Raw genomic sequence first — 15,597 nt, forward strand, 5'->3', positions numbered from 1 at the left:
GTTATCCGCCCACCACGCGTTGCTGCACCAAGCGCAATTCTGGTGCGCGGGCGGCTGTTTCGCGTGGCAGCCAGACCACGACCTGCTGGTCTTTGTCCGCGGACAGCGTTTGCACCGTATAGGTGAGGGTGCCTCGGCTGGGATGTTCGAAGCCGAGGAGGGTGGGGATGTCCTCGGCCAGGCGGTGGGGTTGCCAGCGGCGAGCGAATTCGGGTTCTTCGCAGAGGGTGGTGATCACGCCCGCGATACGTTCGTCGTCAGGGCGGCGCAGGCGTGTTCTGGCGAGCTGGTCGGCGAGATGATCGGCGAACTGGGGCCAATCGGTGACCGTGGTCCGAGCCAGGGGATGGCGGAAGGCCCAGACGGCGAGGTTGACCATGTCCGGGTTGTCGAGCAGGCCGAGCGGCGTGGCCAGGTCGGCCCACGCGCTGTTCCAGGCGAGCACGTTCGCCCGGGGTCCGAGCGCGAACGCGGGGGTGGGGGAGAGCGCGTCGAGCACGCTGCGCAGCGCGGCGGGCACCTGATCGAGATCGGGGTCGAAGGCCGTGCTCGGGCACCGGGATTCGCTGCTGGTGGTCAGCGCGAGCCAGCCGAAATGGGCCCGCTCGGTGTCGTTGAACCGCAGCGCGGTGGCGAGTGCGTCGACCACGGCCATCGACGGGTTGGTATCGCGGCCCTGCTCGAGTCGCGCCAGATAGTCCGCGCTCACCCCGGCGAGTACCGCGACCTCCTCCCGGCGCAGGCCGGGGGTGCGCCGCCTGCCGCCGCCGGGCAGGCCGACGTCTTCCGGGCGCAACTCGGCGCGACGGGCGATGAGAAGTTCCGCGAACGCCGACCGGGCGCCGGGATGATCCGTGCTGTCTGCGCCAACCATGCCTCGATCCTCCCTGGTCGTGGAGTTTTCAGCCACGCCCTGCCAGGACCAGGATAACCGCGGTCTGGTTAACGGACCGCAGTCCGGACAGGGTGGAGGCATGACTTCCTCGACACAGACCCAGCAGCTGAAGACCGGATCCTGGGCCCTCGACACCGCCCACTCCTCGGTCGCGTTCACCATTCGCCACCTCGGGATCGCCAAGGTGCGCGGCGGCTTCACCCGCTTCGCGACCGAGTTCGTCGTCGACGAAGCCGGCGCGGCCACCCTCGGCGCCACGATCGAACTCGACTCCTTCGACACCGGCAACGCCGACCGCGACGCCCACATCCGCCAGGCCGACTTCCTCGACGTCGCCAACCGCCCGACCCTGAGCTTCCGTGCCACCCAGCCGGTCCGGGTCGCCGAAACCTTCACCGTCACCGGTGAGGCCACCCTCGGCGCCATCACCCGGCCGCTGACCCTCGACGTCGAATGGGGCGGCATCGCCGACTTCCCCGACGGCACCCGGCACGCGGGTTTCTCCGCCACCGGCGCCATCAAGCGCACCGACTTCGGCGTCGGCGTCGCGATGCCGGGCATGCTGTCGGACACGGTGAAGATCGAACTCGAAATCGAACTGATCGAACCTGCGTAAAGGACACCGACGCGTAGTGTTCCTCAGCCGCGCACGGCCGGAGCGCAAGCGTAGGTACGCCTGATCCGTTCGCTCAGAGCGCAGGCGGCTGTGACACCGGCGTCGGCCGCCTGCACTAGCCTGGGAGTCGACAACACAGGACTCTTACGTTCGGAGGTTGGCCGTGGAGGTCAAGATCGGTATTTCGGATAGCCCGCGCGAGCTCGTGATCAACAGTGCGCAGAGCCCTGATGAGATCGAGGCGCTGGTGTCCGATGCGCTGAGCGGCTCCGCCGGTGTCGTGTCACTCACCGACGAGAAGGGCCGCAAGTTCCTGATCCAGGCCGCGAAGGTCGCCTACGTGGAAATCGGTTCCCCGGCCGTCGGCCGAGTCGGCTTCGCCACGATCTGAGCTGCGAACACGAAAATGCCCCGCCATTTCCGATGGCGGGGCATTTTTCGTCGGTGCGGACTCAGAGGTCCGGGGAGTACGCCCGCTGGGCGGCGGTCAGCGGCACGTGCTTGAGGCCACCCCAGGCCAGCGACACCGTGGTGTCGACGGCTTCGTCCTTGGGGACCGGACGGTCGGCTTCGAGCCAGTAGCGGGCCGAGAACTGGCTGGCGCCGACGAGGCCGACGGCAAGGATGCGGGCGCGGTACGGGTCGAGACCCGAATCGTGGGCGACCAGATCGAACACCGCGTCGACACACGCCTCGGTGGCCTGCTCGACCCGGCGCTGCACCTGCGGTTCGCTGGTGAGGTCGGATTCGAAGACGAGGCGGAAGCCCTGCATCTCGTTGTCGACGAAATCGAAGTACGCGGCGACCGCGGCCCGCACGCGCTGCTTGTTGTCGGTGGTGGAGCGCAGCGCCTGGCGCACGCTCGACACCAGGATGTCGACGTAGTTCTGCAGCACCGCCAGGTACAGCTCCAGCTTGCTGGCGAAGTGCTGGTACAGCACCGGCTTGCTGACCCCGGCTACCTGGGAGATCTCGTCCATGCCCGCCGCGTGGTAGCCGCGCTGGACGAAGACCTCACTGGCGGCGAGCAGCAGCTGCTGGCGGCGCTCGTCACGAGGCAGGCGGGTGCCGCGTTTGGCCGGGACCGTCTCCGGCACCGATCGGCGCGAGGGCATGCGGTCCACGAGGTCAGTCATCTCGGCTCTCTATAGTCGATTCCCCGGGCCGCCGGGTGTGCGGTCGGGTATCCCACGAACGATACTCGCACGGTGTTCGCCCTGCGTCTCGCCCTGGAAATGTAGTACCAGTCCACGGAGTTCGCCGGGCCGTAACCGCGCGATCTCCTCCGGCCGCCCGTACGGCGGATTTGCGCACTGTGAGAATCTGATGGGGTGACCGACCGGACGGATGACCATGCCGACGGCGGGCGCGATGTCGCTCGCTCCACGCAACCCTCCGAGTCCGGTGCTGTCACGTCGGCGCCGGAGGGGCGGGAGTTGCAGGTCTACGACCCGCTCGGGCTCTATCAGCCCGCTGACCGATCCCGCCAGCCGCTGCGTGCCCGATGGGATCCCACCGACCACGACAACGGCCGCCCGCGCAGCCCGCAGCGGGAGGCGAAGAAGCAGAGCGCGCTCGGTCGATTCGTGTCCGCCTACGGGTGGCGTGCCTACGCGTTGCCGGTGCTGCTCGCCATCACCGTGCTGGTCGTCGTCGACGCGGTGCGCACCGGACCGATCCCGCCGCCGAGCGATCCCGGCTTCGGCGCGCTGAGTCCCAAGGTGGCGCAGTCCGGCATCATCGGCGCACCCCCCGGCGACGGCAAGTTCCCCGCCGATCTGCCACTGGGCGCGCTGCCGGAGGGCGGCGACTACGTCGAGCGCGCGGCAGGCACCTGGCATGTGGTGCCGGGTACCAGCGGCCAGGTCGGCGCCGGCACCGAGCGGGTGTTCCGCTACACCGTCGAAGTCGAGGACGGCATCGACACCGCACCGTTCGGTGGCGACGCCGCGGTGGCGAAGATGGTGGAGACCACCCTGGCCAACCCGAAGAGCTGGACCAACGACCCCAAGTTCGGCTTCCAGCGCATCGACGCGGGCCCGGCCGACTTCCGGCTCTCGCTCACCTCTCGCGAAAGCACTCGCGCCGCTTGCGGCTTCGAGATCCCGATCGACTCGTCGTGCTACAACGCCGACCTCGACCGGGTCGTGCTCTCGGAGGTCCGCTGGGTCCGCGGCGCGCTGGCCTTCGACGGCGACATCGGTTCCTACCGGCAGTACCAGATCAACCACGAGGTCGGCCACGCCATCGGCTATCACGGCCATCAGCCGTGCGAGACCGACGGCGGTCTCGCGCCGATCATGATGCAGCAGACCTTCGGCACCAAGAACAACGACATCGCCCTGCTCGACCCCCACGGTGTGGTCCCCGCCGACGGCAAGACCTGCCGCTTCAACCCCTGGCCGTACCCGCGCGGATAGTGGCCTCGCCCATGCGGGAACATGAACGGGGAAGAACAGCGCGGCGGGTCTTGTTGTAGTCAGCAGAGCGGCCACCGGTTCACGGCCGCGCCCGCCGCCATAGATACAGGAGTTCTCACGTGTCTCTTCATGGGACGTTGCCGCCGCTCGTCGAGCCGGCCGCGGAACTGACCAAAGACGAAATCGCTCGCTACAGCAGGCACCTGATCATCCCCGATCTCGGTGTCGACGGTCAGAAGCGGTTGAAGAACGCCAAGGTCCTCGTGATCGGCGCGGGCGGTCTCGGCTCGCCTGCCCTGCTCTATCTGGCCGCGGCCGGTGTCGGCACTCTCGGCATCGTCGAGTTCGACGAGGTCGACGCCTCCAACCTGCAGCGCCAGATCATCCACGGCGAATCCGATATCGGCCGTCCCAAGGCCGACAGCGCCCGCGATTCCATCCTGGAGATCAACTCCGGGATCGACGTGCGGCTGCACAAGATCCGTCTGGAACCGGAGAACGCGGTCGAGCTGTTCGCCGAATACGACCTGATCGTCGACGGCACCGACAACTTCGCCACCCGCTACCTCGTCAACGACGCCGCCGTCCTCGCGGGCAAGCCCTACGTGTGGGGCTCGATCTACCGCTTCGAGGGCCAGGTCTCGGTGTTCTGGGAAGACGCCCCCGACGGTCGCGGCATCAACTACCGCGACCTGTACCCGGAGGCCCCGCCGCCGGGAATGGTCCCGTCCTGCGCCGAGGGTGGCGTGCTCGGCGTGCTGTGCGCGTCGATCGGATCGGTGATGGTGACCGAGGCGATCAAGCTGATCACCGGCATAGGTGAGACGCTGCTCGGCCGCCTGATGGTCTACGACGCACTGGACATGAACTACCGCACCATCAAGCTGCGCCGCGATCCGCAGCGCGAGCCGATCACCGAACTGATCGACTACGACGCGTTCTGCGGTGTGGTGTCGGAGGAAGGCACCGCCGCCGCGGCCGGGTCGACCATCACCGCCGCCGAGCTCAAGGATCTCCTCGACGCCGACAAGGTCGAGCTGATCGACGTGCGCGAGCCGGTGGAGTGGGACATCGTCCACATCGCGGGCGCGACCCTGATCCCCAAGGATCGCATCCTGTCCGGCGAGGCCCTGTCCGAACTGCCGCAGAACAAGCCGATCGTGCTGCACTGCAAGACCGGCATCCGGTCCGCGGAGGCGCTGGCCGCGCTGAAGCGCGCCGGGTTCGCCGACGCGACGCATCTGCAGGGCGGCGTGGTGGCCTGGGCCAAGCAGGTCGATCCGTCGCTTCCGGTCTACTGACCCGATAGCTGCCGGTTTGCGACCTCATCGCATATTGCGGTGAGGTCGCAAAGTGGACTGTCACAGCGTGCCTTGGGTCGCCTGCGGTGATCGCGGGGTTACGGTACGGCCGTGACCTCAGTCGAACCTCCCGAGCATGTGCGAGCCACATTCGGGCTTCGCGAAGTGACGCCGGTTTCCCTCGGAGACTGGGACGGTGGCTGGCGCATGGGTGACGTGGTGCTCAGCCCCGTCGCCGATCACGCCAGGGCCGCGTGGTCGGCGAAAGTACGCGAACACCTGGCGGTCGACGGGCTGCGGGTGGCCCGCCCCGTCCGCGCCACCGACGGACGCTATGTTGTCTCCGGCTGGCGCGCCGACACCTTCGTGGACGGCGCCCCCGAGCCCCGCCACGACGAGGTCGTCTCGGTCTCCCTGCGTCTGCACAAGGCGACAGCGGAATTGGAACGCCCCCGCTTCCTGGTCCAGCCGCCCGTCGCCCCGTGGGTCGACGTGGACGTGTTCGTCGCCGCCGACCGCGCCGCCTGGGAATCGGTCCCGCTGCGCACCCTGCGCGCGGGCGGCGTCCCCATCGCCGCCACCCCCGACGGCCAGCGGTCCCTCGAACTGATCGGCCAGCTCGCCACGCTGCGCAAACCCGTCCGCAGCCCCGACCAACTCGTCCACGGCGATCTCTTCGGCACCGTCCTGTTCACCGGCGCCCACACCCCCGGCCTCACCGACATCACCCCCTACTGGCGCCCCGCCACCTGGGCCGCGGGGGTCGTCGTCGTCGACGCACTGGCTTGGGGCGGGGGCGATGACGGCTTACTCGACCGCTGGGCGACTCTGCCCGAATGGCCCCAAATGCTGTTACGCGCCTTGATGTTCCGCCTGGCGGTCCACGCATTGCACCCGCGTTCGACCCCCGAAGCCTTCCCCGGACTCGCTCGGACCGCGGACATGGTCCGTTTGGCACTGTAAGGCGGAAACCGCACCTGCTCTGACCTATCGGTCGGCGTCGGACTCAAAACTGTTGACACTCAACGTTTTCTGGTATCAGCCGTGCTATTTTCATCGAGCATCGCTGCCGTGCGTCCTACGTCGGCTCGCGGACTCACTGCGGCAGTCACGAGCGGTGAGGATTGTTGCGATGAGAATCCAGCCAAGACAACAGATCCTGGACATCTGGGGTGCCATGGTTTCGACCTGCTATCGGGACGAGAAGTGGCGCTGGGACGGCATCCTCGGCGCCGACTCGATCAGCGATTCCGAACAGCTGCTGTGCCTGTTGTATCCAGCGGCGGAGATCGAGACCTTCGCGCTGGATCAGCCGGCATCGATGTCCGAGGATGTGCGGAAGGTGTTGGCGGCCTTCGGGGGACCGGTAGGAATCGGCACCACGGTTCTCGGTCTCATCGAGGAGTACTTGGCCCGGAACACCGATGCCGACGACGTACCGCGCTTCGCCGCGGGCAGCTATCTCAGATCGCCCGAGGATGGTGATCCGACGGCCGCGCAGCGCGCTCTCGAGGTGGTCGACGGGTATTCCCGTTCGGTCACCGTGTGTATCGCGGCGCTCGGTTTCGCGCGCGGATTCGACCGGTGGGCGCAGGCTGAGCGGCGCACAGCGATCAGCACGCGGATCGCCGACCTGAGCCGCGATGTGAGCACCCGGCTGACTGCCGCGATGACCGGCCTCGTGCGCAGTTTCGCGGTCGACACGCTCGCCCCGCACTCACCTTCGGGCAGAGCGATACTCGGGATGCTGAATCAGTCGGGGCAGCCGCAGAGCTCTGTGATCCATGACATCTCTCGGAGCCTCGAACGCGTGCGGGCCCGTCTGCGCTGCGATGTGATGCTCGGTCCGGCGCTGGTGTCCGAACTCGACAACGAGGATCTGCTGTTCGAGTGTGGCTGGAGCTGGGGCATCGTCCAGGAAGCCGGCCCGGTCGATTTCGTGCCGACCACGATCGGTTCCTGTCAGGGATTCGCCGACCGCCGGCCCTATCTCCACTTCACCATCACCGCACTCGATGCGATCAGCGACGTGCTGTCATCACGCACCAGGGAACTCGGCCTGCTCGACGAAACCCAGCAACGTCTGGCCGAGGCGCTGCGACTGCGCTGGGAAATCACCCAGCGCTACTGGTCGACTGTCGCCCGTTTCGGCACCGGAACCTGGCCGCTGGAAGATATTCCGTGGCGTACATCCGACGGCGAGGAATCGGACTATTTCAGTCTGCTCGTCTCGGCGGTGCTGATCCAGGATCTGGTCGAACGTAGCGCCGCTGATGACGATCTGACCAGGGCGGTCGGCATTTTCGACGAGCTGGCGCGACGCGGGCGAATCACGCGAAGGCCGACGCGGGCAGACCCGTCGGTCGCCCTGCACTGTCCGGGTGTGCGGATGACACTGCGCGGCAGCGAACTCGTCGACGGCGGTGGGTCTCGACTGGACTGGATCGCCTCGGATTTCGCACCGGTACTACTCGAGCGGCTGCTGCGGGCGGCTCGCTTGTCGGGCAACATCACCGCCCGTGACCAGCTGATGGAACTGGCGAAGCAGGTGATGGATCACCTCGATCATCGGATGATTTCGGATGGCGACGCGGCCGGTCTGTGGGACGATCCCGGCGCGGCATTCGGTGCGTCGGCACAGCGCGGGCCGCTCCCGTCGTGGTACATGACCGAGCGCATCGTCAAGTGCTTGGTCGCCGCCGACCGCACTTATCGTGCGGTATCTTTGCGATCGCCCGCGATGGTGGTCCGGGCAGTCGAGTTGCTCCACGAGGCCGAGCACCTGCTGAATCAAGCGATGCTCGACGTCGGAGTCTACGACACCTCGGCCAACCGGTTCGCGCTCGACGCTGTCGAGCAGAAGCTGGACCGGGCGAGGAGCGTCATTGATGCGCAGCCGGGAACCGCGTTCACACTCGTCTCGGCGGCACTGATCGAACTCGATCGACTCGCCTGGGCCCGCCTCGACGCGATGCGGAGTTCTTGACGATGATCGTCTTCGCTGCCTCCGGCAAGGGCGGTGTCGGCCAGTCGGTGACCAGCTGCAATCTGGCCTACCGGCTCAGCCTGCACGGCATCAGCACGGCCTACGTCGATTTCGATCTCGGCTCGCCCAGCGCGGGCGCAGTGTTCGAGATCGGCTCGGTCGACAGTTGCGCAGAGACGGGCAACGGGCTGCACTCGTATCTGCTCGGCCACGACAGCATCCATCGGCGCGTGGACGTGCGGGCGAGTACCCATCGAAAAGCGTTGCACAGCCGACGCTCTCGCGGGGCCGCGCTGGTCCTCCTGCCGGGTGACGAGGGTTGCGGCGAAGCCGTGTCGGCCAACGATCGTCAGGTGGTGCGGCGCTGCCGTGAGTTACTGCTCGACCTGGACAGCACCTTCAAGGTGGTGATCGTCGACCTCAGCGCTGGCCGATCGGTGGCGATGCAGATAGCGCTGGAAGCCACCCGGCCACTGGATATGCCGGACAACGAGGTGTACTGGCTCGTCTACCACCGCTGGACCCGCCAGCACCTGATGTCCGCGAAGCGTGTGGTGCACGGACCCAAGGGCCTGCTGGCGAGGGCAGTCGAGCTCGGTTATGGCCTTGACGACCTCCGGACCAGAATCCGCTTCGTGCGCACTGCTGTTCCCTGCGTCACCGGCGAGCACGCCGCAGGCGGCGGTCCACAGGCGGCCTGGTTGCTCAAACAACACGATGTCCTGCGGTCTCTCGCTGCTGAGTATCGACTCGGTGACAGCGTGTCGCTGGGGGAGGTCCCCGTCGACCGGTTGCTGCAGTGGCGGGAGCAGATTGTTCTCGATGCCGATGTTGGCGCCGGTATCGCGAATTGGGCGACGGTGGTGGCTTTCGACAACCTGGCGCGACGACTGGTGGACAGAGCGACGTGGGTACCGGTGTAGGGGTTGCGCCGGCGAAGAAGGGATGTGACCGTGTTCGTGTAAGGCAGTGCGACCCGACACGCACCTCCGATGTCGCGGATGCTGTCGTGTAAAAGCTGAGTACACTGCCTCTGATTTCGATGTTCGTGATCAGGTGCGGCGTCTAGGCTTGACTTCATAGGTTCTTGTGCGCGAACGCAAGGGAGCAGATGACCACCATCGAGGAAGCCGTGCGGTATCGGGAGCCCACGCAGGCCGATCTGCCCGATATTCAGGTGATCGATGGCGCGGCCTTCCGTGACCGTTACCCCTTCTTCGTCCTGCGCCAGTTCATGGACTTGAACAGTTCGCGCTGCGTCGTCGCCGTCGAGCCCTGCGGCGACGAGGACAAGGTTGTCGGATACGCGATGACCATCATGGGCGAAGGTTCGAGAGCGTGGCTGATCAGTTTGGCGGTGTCGCCCGATCGGCGCGGTCACGGCTACGGTCGTGGGCTGCTGCGGCGCAGCATCCGGGTTTGTCGGCACAAAGGTGATGTCGACGAGATCTGGTTGACCGTCGACCCGAAGAACGTCTCGGCTTACAACCTGTTCAGAGAGTTCGGTTTCGTGCTACGCGAGCACGACGAGCGATACTTCGGCGAAGACGAACCGCGTGATGTGCTGGTGTACAAGCTGCACCGCCTACCCGGCGACCACTCGGTAGGAACCGGCGAAAACGGTTACACTGGAACCTGATTCGGCTGGGCTCGATGCGGGGGTATTCGGATGCCGGGGGGTAGGCCGCAGTCATCGCACGAATCGGTCATCGCCGATATCGGCGATCGCGCACTGCGCTACACCCAGAGACTCGAGCAGGTCGGGGTCGCCGGAACCGGCACCTTGGATGACTTGGACACGCACATCGAAGCCCTGCTCGACCGCCCCGAACTGCTCATCCGCGGGCGGCAGAGCAACAAGCTGCGTTTCGGCGTGCTGTACGAGCGGGCCCCGAACGCGGCACCCGGCGACGAGGCCTGGCGAACGCCGCTGATCGCCGGGCTGATCGCCGCGGAAGTCGAATTCCGCGGGCCACTGCGGCTGAGCCCGGCCCAGAACACCTTGCTCGCCGCCCGATACGAGACGCTCGCCACCGCGCTCACCCGCGCCGATCTACCTGCGCACGCAGTGCGCGCCTGGAGCGGCGCCGTGGAGCTGCACCGCCGCGCCAAGAATGCCGGAGCCGAGGATCGCTGCGCGCTGGCGCTGGCGCGAGCCCGCCGTCGCACCGCCGCGCCGGGTTGGCGGCGTGGCGTCAGCATCGTCTCGGATCTACTGTGCGGTTACGGGTATCAGCCGTTCCGGCTGCTCGGCTGGGTTGTCGTGCAGATCATCGTGTGCACCGCACTCGCCCTGTTGTGGGCAGGGAACAAGCCGTGGAGCGAGGTCGTCTACCTGGGTGTCCTCACCTTCCTCAATCCACTCGATCCGGCGAATGCGGTGGGCATGGCTCCGCAGGCGCGAATCCTGTTCGCCGCCGAAGCGTGGCTGGGCGCGGTCTCGATGTCGGTGTTCTTCGCGCTGCTGGTCCGCCGGTGGTTCCGGCTGTAGTCACCAGTCGCCGGACAGGTTTCCGCCGCGTGCGGCGTAGTACGTCGCCACGTCGATCCGGCGCTGCACCTGTTCCACGCGGGCGGTCCACTGTTTGGAGAAGTTGGCCGCGGCCTGCAAGTCCCGCCACGGCGCCCGCATCGCGGCCGGGACCTGTGCGCCCGGCATCCACAGGTGCGCCAGATGTTCGAGCACGGGCGCGAGCACGGTGACCTGCTGCCCGTCGTCCAGCCCTTCGGCCGCCCGCACTCTGGCGTCGATGACCGTCAGGAGCCAGTCGTGGACGGCGACATCCTGGCAGAACCGCAGGGCATCGGGCAGATCCGTAGCCGCACGCACCGTGACCCGCAACGCCCTGCACAGCTCGTCCTCGAGACGTAGCGATACCGCCGGGCCGGCGTTACCCCCGACGACGGCGGTCCACCGCAGGCGCGTGGTCGGCGCCCTCAGCTGCGGCCGTTGATCCAGCAGCGGCGAGGACCTCAGGTCATCGAGATGCCTGGCACAGATCGAGGCGAGATCCAGCGTGTTCGGGCCGGGTGGGGCGAAATAGCCTGCGACCAACTGCTTGTCGGCGACCGCGCGGTCGGGCACCTCACCGATCACCTCTGTCACGCCGATCCGGCTGATGTAATGAGACCACGGCCTGCGCTTTTTCTGCTGGGCCCGCACTACGGTGGTGTGCGACGACAGCTGGACCAATCGGCCGCCCACCAGGACCACAGTCGATGCCACCGTCCCCACCACGCGCGCGGTCGCTGTCGCGCCCCACCCGAGATGGCAGTCGACGCCGGTCGCTCGGCGCGGTGAGAAGGCAAGCGGGCCAGGACGTTCGCGGCGCAGGACGGACGCCCCGGCCACCGTCGCCAGCAGTTCGTCGGTGGCCTGGCCGTCCAAGGTCATCGAATGCGGCAGCAGGCAGGTACGGATTTCGCCCAGCACCACGAGCGGGGTCGGCAGTCCCGGCGCGGGGCGGCGCGGCGGCGTAGGCGGCACGGTCAGGTCCCATCGAGTAGCAGGTGCCCCACGCGTTCGACGACTTTGGGCGGTACCACCACCTGCTCGGCACTACCCTGGGTGGCGACCTGAGCGGCGACGTCGTCATCCGGCGCGAGATGATCGAGGATGACCCGCACCGCCGACTCGATCAGCAGATAGCGCTTGGGCAGCATCGACAGCGTCCGATACGCCGTGAACGGCGCCGCGTCCGGATTGAGCCGTACCACGGGAGGCAGGTCCTCCCAGCTGTCCGGCCATTCGCGATCGCCGGGCCACAGCTGCGGATCCACGACGGGGGCACCGTGATAGCGCAGCATGCCCAGGCGCAACAGCTGCCATACCGCAGCCAGGAACGGGCACGACCAGCGTCGTGCGGCCTCGTCCCGGTCGTGCCACAACTCCACGTCGAGGAAGATCGAATGCTCGCCGCGGCCGTACTCCTGTGGGGGCCGATATGGCTGCGGATGCATGGCGAGGCGGGACGAATCGTCCTGTTCCCGACGCCCGTTGCACAGCCAGCCGGATTCGGTGGTCGGTGGTCTGCTGCCGTTGGCGACCTCCTCGTCCTCTGGCTGCGCGACGAGCCGCGCCGCCACCATCTCCGCGACCGGGATCGGTGCGCCGACGGCGACCCCGCCCGCGAAAACCGGCGCTCGGTGGCAACCGGATTCCCTGGCCAGATAGTCGATGGTCAGCCCGGCGTCGGCCGCGGCGCCCAGCAGCCTGCCGAGCACCTCGGCCGGTTCGAAGCGTGGCTGGAAGTAATCGTCGGTGAGGTAGCAGGTACTCACCCTGGTGTCCGGCCCGTACTCGATCCGAGCCGACTCGATGAACGCGGCGACCAGCGGGACCGCGCGCCGGAATTGGGCGCGGACCAGGTCGGTGTCGTAGAGGATTTCCTCGTGCCGGAAGTGGCAGATCTCGATCGACAGATGGGCCATGGGTAGTGGCGCGACGGCGGATTCCTCCGACGCTTCCCGATACGTTGGCAGATTCATTTATTCGATGTCCCAGGTCGTCGGAACGGTAAGCCGCCGAGCCAGATCCGTGTACGCCGCGACGGTTGCCGGATCGGCGAGGCCGGCGTTGACGTCGGCATCGAGGATGAGCTGTTCGCGCCACTGCAGCATCGGCTCGATCGGTGTCTGCCCCAGCACCATGGCCGCGCCGATACCCTTGGCGGTGGCCAGTTCTCGCAAGGCGTTCGCCTGTTCTTTCAGCCAGGCAGCCTGGGCAGGCCGGTCCACTGTGCGGGTCCGGTCCGATGCGGCGACTGCCGTGCGCACACAACGCATCGATGCGAGGCGGGCTTGTTCGGACTTCTCGACTGTGAGCAGTTTGTCGCGCTGACGATCCCAGATCGCACCGGTCTTGATCAGCCCGTGCTGTCCGTGTACCAGGCCGCCGGCCGCCAGCACGTGCTGGCGCGTCCACCGGTGGAAGACCAGCCAACGATGCGCGCGGTGCGCCAGCATGGTCGAGGCTGTGGCCCGCAATGCGATCTCGAGCGCGACCGAGCGTCCGGCGCTGAGATCGACTATCACCACGGCGAATTCGCTCAGCAGCTGGGCGAACAAGGCGGTTCCGCGCGCCACCATGGCATTGTCGCAGCCGAATTCGGCGCCGCCCAGGTCGCCGGGGAACAAGACCAGCTGCCCAGCTCCAGGTGCGTCGCGGCGTAGTTGGGGTCGGTCGGTTTCCCGGCCGACGATCAGCCGCCGAGGCTCGCCGGTGTTCCCGCGCAGATACGAATGCATCCCGCGGTCATCGGTGATGCCGCGTTCGGCGTGTCCGATCTCGAACAGCGCGCCCGCCGTCGGAGAGCCGAAATCGAAGTCGACATAGGCGACATCGAGGCCGTGCAGAGCCAATCTGTAGGCGATGTTGCAGCTGGTAACCGACCGCCCCGTGCCTCCCTTGTCAGAGGTCGCGAAGACCAGCATCGGCGCGGCGTCATCGGCGCTCATCGGGTGGCGTCCTCCCGGGCGTAGGCGAGCGCGTTGAGCCGAAGCAGCGCGTCGGCCGCCAGCGCCTCGGCGGTGTGCGGTCGCTTGTTCAGGATCTCGTCAGCGCGGTCCAGCGACTGCTGGATCGCGGCCAGCTCCTGGAATCGCGACGAGTACACGGCATCGCTGACCTGAAGAAACTCCTGGCTGAGCAGATGCTCGGCCTCACTGAGCTTGCCGATCGCGGCGTTCACCATTGCCTGGGTGGCCAGCGGGGGTCGAGTGTAGGTGTTGTGTGCGACTACCAGGCACTCCATCATGCGTTCGGTCAGGAACCACGATGGCGCGGCGTCGGCGGCATCGCCGACCGGTCCGAGGTTGTCCCACAGGCCCGCGGAACGGCCGCCGGTGATGGCTCGGTCCTGCATGTGCTGCAGGGCCGAGGCGGCCAGGTCGAGCAGCTCCTCGCGGGTGTCCACGTCACGTGCCAGCCGGGCGGCCTGGAGGCTGCGCTTGAGTAGGAGCGTAGTGAAGTCGCTGACGTGATAACCCAGCACCGTGCCCGGCTCGATGGCCTCGGATCCCTTGAGCGTCAGGGTAATTCCGGGATAGTGCAGACGAGCGGCAGGATCGTCGGGGACCTGCCGGTTGATGATCCGGGCACGCTGGGCCAACTGCCGTAACACCCCGACAGTGCGTGCCAGATCGGTGGTGGACTCCCGCTCCAGCAAGTCCTGGATGAGAAATGCCGTCACAGCCAGGCTGTAGTAGTCCGACTGTTTCCCGTCGGAAGTGCGCCAGGGCAGGTCTTCCAGCGGCCAGCGCCCGGTTCCGAAGCGAGAGATCGTGGACCAGTAGCGCTGGGTCAGCTCCGCGCGGCGCTTCAGCGCCTCGGCCAGTTGGAGCTGATGCGGCTCGAGGAGCGCCGGTTCCTGGGTCCGCTGGGAGTACAGGTCCTTGATGCCGTCGAGCGCGACCAGGGTGAAGTAGAGGTACGGCTCGGTGACCGCGTAACCGGGCTGGGTGGCAACCCGGCCGGTGACCTCGACGGCGGGGCCCGCATTGGTGTCGATACCCCATGCCCAGCCGCATTCGAAAGCCAGGTTGTCGTCGCGCAGATCGAGGCCGGGGGTGTGGCCGCTGCGCACGTCGTTCTCGGCCTGCACGCGGATCTGCTCGAGCGCACCGGAGAAGTCGGCGATGACATCCTTGACCGGGGCGCCTGTCTGGTTCACCAGCTTCAGGATCTCCTGCCCGGCGGAGGAGGAGAAGGGCGGGGTGTGGATAACGAAACTTCGGATCAGACCCCCCATCGCGGAGGTGAGTCGGACGCTTACCCGGGGGGTCAGCGCGTGGATGCGCTCCTTCAGGTGCGTGCCCTCGCGGCGCACCTCGTGCACCAGATACCGGTCGAGACCGCGCAGAAAGCGCAGCGACGCGATGCACAGACTCAGCGACATCGAATAGGAGTCGACCACCTCGAGCTCACGCTGCGCCGCCGAGGGCTCTCCGAAGCCCGAGTCGCGAAAGTAGCTGCCGCCCGCGAATATCGGATTCCCGTCGGCGTCGGTATAGGAGTCGAAGAACTCCTCGATCTTCGTCACCAGGGCGCCGCCGACCCGGAGGTTGTCGCCGAGCGCCGCCATGACCGCGGCGATATCGTCGGCGGACTCGATGCTGTCCGGGTCGAGTGCGAAACTCGCCAGTTCGGTGGACGGATACAGCAGGCACATCAGCTGTTCGGCGTCGCTGATCGAATTGCGTCCGTCGCGTCCGCCCCAGACCCACCCGCCCTCGCGGAACGAGGTGCGCAGGTGGGCGCGCCAGAGATCCAGAAGTTGTTGCCGCGGTCGAATTCTCACCGATGTCCCCTCCGTGCAACTGCCTCCTCAGTGTGGACGCTGGGACGCGTCCTTGTCATCGGTTGTGCCGTAATACGTTTC

15 protein-coding genes are annotated in these 15,597 nt (G+C 67.2%); 9 read left to right on the forward strand and 6 right to left on the reverse strand.

Annotation, left to right across the window (positions count from 1 at the left end; genetic code table 11):
- Window position 1: 1 nt before the first annotated feature.
- The gene (locus ACFTS5_RS19420; RefSeq protein WP_378632703.1) at window positions 2–874 is read right to left on the reverse strand and encodes a helix-turn-helix transcriptional regulator; all 873 of its coding nucleotides are present in this window, start codon (window positions 872–874) and stop codon (window positions 2–4) included.
- A 100-nt stretch (window positions 875–974) separates the two neighbouring features.
- Between ACFTS5_RS19420 and ACFTS5_RS19425 the strand changes: the two genes are divergently transcribed.
- Window positions 975–1,511, forward strand: a complete 537-nt coding sequence (locus ACFTS5_RS19425; RefSeq protein WP_378632706.1) for a YceI family protein — start codon at window positions 975–977, stop codon at window positions 1,509–1,511.
- Window positions 1,512–1,674: 163 nt separating this feature from the next.
- Entirely contained in the window at window positions 1,675–1,902 is a 228-nt protein-coding gene (locus tag ACFTS5_RS19430; RefSeq protein WP_067450585.1) for a DUF3107 domain-containing protein, read from the forward strand.
- 61 nt (window positions 1,903–1,963) lie between these two features.
- Here ACFTS5_RS19430 and ACFTS5_RS19435 read toward each other — a convergent pair whose 3' ends face one another.
- Complete coding sequence (locus ACFTS5_RS19435) at window positions 1,964–2,647, reverse strand: TetR/AcrR family transcriptional regulator (protein WP_378632708.1); 684 nt, start codon at window positions 2,645–2,647, stop codon at window positions 1,964–1,966.
- Window positions 2,648–2,842: 195 nt separating this feature from the next.
- Between ACFTS5_RS19435 and ACFTS5_RS19440 the strand changes: the two genes are divergently transcribed.
- The 7 genes from ACFTS5_RS19440 (at window position 2,843) to ACFTS5_RS19470 (ending at window position 10,709) form a co-directional block, all read left to right on the forward strand.
- Window positions 2,843–3,931, forward strand: coding sequence for a DUF3152 domain-containing protein (locus tag ACFTS5_RS19440; RefSeq protein ID WP_378632710.1), 1,089 nt, complete (start codon window positions 2,843–2,845; stop codon window positions 3,929–3,931).
- Window positions 3,932–4,050: 119 nt separating this feature from the next.
- Window positions 4,051–5,232 carry an adenylyltransferase/sulfurtransferase MoeZ gene (moeZ, locus tag ACFTS5_RS19445; RefSeq protein ID WP_378632713.1) on the forward strand — a complete coding sequence of 394 codons (1,182 nt, stop codon included), beginning with the start codon at window positions 4,051–4,053 and terminating at the stop codon, window positions 5,230–5,232.
- 111 nt (window positions 5,233–5,343) lie between these two features.
- Window positions 5,344–6,195 carry a TIGR02569 family protein gene (locus ACFTS5_RS19450; protein WP_378632716.1) on the forward strand — a complete coding sequence of 284 codons (852 nt, stop codon included), beginning with the start codon at window positions 5,344–5,346 and terminating at the stop codon, window positions 6,193–6,195.
- A 169-nt stretch (window positions 6,196–6,364) separates the two neighbouring features.
- The gene (locus ACFTS5_RS19455) at window positions 6,365–8,218 is read left to right on the forward strand and encodes an SCO2524 family protein (protein ID WP_378632718.1); all 1,854 of its coding nucleotides are present in this window, start codon (window positions 6,365–6,367) and stop codon (window positions 8,216–8,218) included.
- Window positions 8,219–8,220: 2 nt separating this feature from the next.
- On the forward strand, window positions 8,221–9,141 hold the full coding sequence (locus tag ACFTS5_RS19460; protein WP_378632720.1) for an SCO2523 family variant P-loop protein: 921 nt from the start codon (window positions 8,221–8,223) through the stop codon (window positions 9,139–9,141).
- A 188-nt stretch (window positions 9,142–9,329) separates the two neighbouring features.
- On the forward strand, window positions 9,330–9,857 hold the full coding sequence (locus ACFTS5_RS19465) for a GNAT family N-acetyltransferase (RefSeq protein ID WP_378632723.1): 528 nt from the start codon (window positions 9,330–9,332) through the stop codon (window positions 9,855–9,857).
- Between the two features lie 30 nt (window positions 9,858–9,887).
- Window positions 9,888–10,709 carry a hypothetical protein gene (locus ACFTS5_RS19470; RefSeq protein WP_378632726.1) on the forward strand — a complete coding sequence of 274 codons (822 nt, stop codon included), beginning with the start codon at window positions 9,888–9,890 and terminating at the stop codon, window positions 10,707–10,709.
- On the opposite strand, the gene ACFTS5_RS19475 is transcribed toward ACFTS5_RS19470, so the two are convergent.
- From ACFTS5_RS19475 to ACFTS5_RS19490, 4 genes are read right to left on the reverse strand one after another with little or no spacing between them, the layout of a single operon-like run.
- Window positions 10,710–11,705, reverse strand: coding sequence for an SCO2521 family protein (locus ACFTS5_RS19475; RefSeq protein ID WP_378632728.1), 996 nt, complete (start codon window positions 11,703–11,705; stop codon window positions 10,710–10,712).
- Between the two features lie 2 nt (window positions 11,706–11,707).
- Window positions 11,708–12,706 carry an SCO2522 family protein gene (locus ACFTS5_RS19480; protein ID WP_378632730.1) on the reverse strand — a complete coding sequence of 333 codons (999 nt, stop codon included), beginning with the start codon at window positions 12,704–12,706 and terminating at the stop codon, window positions 11,708–11,710.
- Window positions 12,707–13,675 carry an SCO2523 family variant P-loop protein gene (locus ACFTS5_RS19485; protein ID WP_378632733.1) on the reverse strand — a complete coding sequence of 323 codons (969 nt, stop codon included), beginning with the start codon at window positions 13,673–13,675 and terminating at the stop codon, window positions 12,707–12,709.
- On the reverse strand, window positions 13,672–15,516 hold the full coding sequence (locus tag ACFTS5_RS19490) for an SCO2524 family protein (protein WP_378632736.1): 1,845 nt from the start codon (window positions 15,514–15,516) through the stop codon (window positions 13,672–13,674). Before ACFTS5_RS19490 ends, ACFTS5_RS19485 begins: the two co-directional genes overlap by 4 nt.
- Between the last annotated feature and the right edge of the window lie 81 nt (window positions 15,517–15,597).

It is taken from the genome of Nocardia sp. NPDC056952 (assembly GCF_042674185.1).
Lineage (GTDB): Bacteria > Actinomycetota > Actinomycetes > Mycobacteriales > Mycobacteriaceae > Nocardia.